Source organism: Candidatus Chloroploca sp. Khr17 (assembly GCF_004138165.1).
In the GTDB taxonomy this organism is placed as follows: Bacteria; Chloroflexota; Chloroflexia; order Chloroflexales; family Chloroflexaceae; genus Chloroploca.
Genome location: NZ_RYFF01000091.1, coordinates 1 through 1956, shown reverse-complemented (window position 1 = coordinate 1956; position 1956 = coordinate 1). Strand labels below are relative to the sequence as shown.

Sequence of the window (1956 nt, the reverse complement as noted above, 5' to 3'; positions counted from 1 at the left end):
GTATGGATAAACAGGCGGTCCCAGTCACGACGGGCGGGAGTGCTCGCGCTCCCATCCCCATTCGTGTCCCCGCCCACACTATCATCCCGAATCGAGGTGAAGTAGACGGGTGCAGCGGCAGTGCCCACAACTACCAAGGCACCCGAAACACTCAGTGAGCTTCCTGCAGCGAACTTCACGACTGCCCCGGCCTCAATCGTCAGCGTGGCACCGGCGTTGATCGTGGTGCCATTGATCACGTAGACGCAGCCACCGAGCCAGGTCGTGTTCGCGGCGATCGTTGAAGGCGCGGTCATTGGATCAGGGCAGGCGTCTGGCGGCGGAGTCGGGGTGCTCGTCGCGGTTGGGGTGTGGGTGGGCGTGCTGGTCGGGGTCGCTGTCGCGGTCGGCGTGCTGGTCGCGGTTGATGCCTCTGCCGTCGGGGTGTTCGTGGGGGTGTGGGTGGGTGTGGAGCTCGGGGTGGCGGTGCCAGTCGGCGTGCTGGTTGGGGTCGCTGGCGCGGTCGGCGTGCTGGTCGCGGTTGCTGTCGCGGTTGGCGTGCTGGTCGCGCTGGGGGCTTCCGCCGTCGGGGTTGCGGTATTGGTCGCCGTCGGTGGGATAGCCGTGCTGGTCGATGTGTTGGTGGGCGTTGCGGTGGCCGTGGGCGTGCTCGTCGAAGGAGCCGTAGCGATCAGCGTATTCGTCGGCGTAGCGGTTGGAGAAGGCGTCGCCGTGGCCGTCGGACTTGGTTGAAGAAAGGATCGCAAAACCACAATACGCCCGATGATGTGGCGAGCATTCGCCAGTGAGAGCCGGAAGGTGCCAATTGATGCGAAGACCTGCGTGAATGTCCCCCCTGGTGGCAGGTTCACTCCGGGTATGTGGGGAGGTTGGGCTTGCGCTGGTGTGCTACGCGCCAGACTTGCCGTCTGCGCTTGTCCGCGCTGGCTGATGAGCGGAAGAAAGACCTGATACATCTGTTCAATGTCCAGCACCACCGTGGTATCAGTGTCGTTGTGCCAGACAACCGTATCGCCTTCAGCCAAGGTAAGCTCAGCAGGCTCAAAGCCAGATGCGGTGATCCGCTGAACATAGGTTGAGGCACTCGCCAAAGCGTGCTGAACGGATATCCCTGGCCGGTCGAGCCGCACACCCGGGGCTGCCAAGATGGGGGCTATCGCTGCCGTCTCATCCGAACTTCGTTGGAACGATGAACTGGCCGTCGTTGGTGCAGCCGCTGCCGTCGCGGTGACGGGAACGATGGGAGGGAAGAGCGCGAGGAGGAGCGCGAGCACGAGCAGATGGGTGAGCAGTCTGCGCCAGGGCGCATTCTGGCTTGCTCGACGATGGTTGGCACGCATATGGGTTTCCTACACGTGATTGCTCCGCAAGGGGCAACGGAAATCGGGCAAAGGGACGTTATTCGATCTGCTATGAATGATGCGAGAACGATCCTGTATGCGCCAAAGTGAATTGGCTTGCCGCATAGACATTTCTTTGTGCGCAATGACACAAAAAACAGGGCGAACTATCGTTGCCCTGGTGGTGGTGAGATGTAAGCTGTTTTTTGTTCAGGGTTCGTCCATTTTCGCATGGTCACGTTTCATTTGTCAACCGGTAAACACCGTATTTTTTGCGATCGGCGTCACGCGCAATCATATCGGGCGGGTCTACCACTCCCAGGGTCGCCTTGCGCAGGCCATGGTCGAGCTCGAGGCGACGCTCTGCCTCTTCGACACCGCCATCGGGCGCGAGCATCCGATCACGGCGTGTACGCTGAGCAATGTCGGCATGCTGGCGTTGGAGACCGGCGCTTTCGCGGATGCACGCCGGATGCTAGCAGAGGCCCTAGCGATCCACCGCCGATTGCTGGGCGCTGAGCACCGCCATGTGGCGCGCGGTGTTAAATGTCAACTAGATTTGCCGCCCGCATTGCCTCACGTTAGATGTAACCTTGACAAGCATCGTTGCCTCACG

At 61.4% G+C, this 1956-nt stretch carries 1 protein-coding gene and 1 pseudogene; one reads left to right on the top strand and one right to left on the bottom strand.

What is annotated here, in order from left to right; genetic code table 11:
• Positions 1 to 1340: pseudogene (locus EKD05_RS26130) on the bottom strand (hypothetical protein); the annotation flags it as partial.
• Between the two features lie 97 nt (positions 1341 to 1437).
• Here EKD05_RS26130 and EKD05_RS24220 point away from each other — a divergent pair.
• Positions 1438 to 1956 (top strand): tetratricopeptide repeat protein (locus EKD05_RS24220; RefSeq protein ID WP_165360947.1); only part of this gene is annotated, 519 nt, incomplete at its 3' end.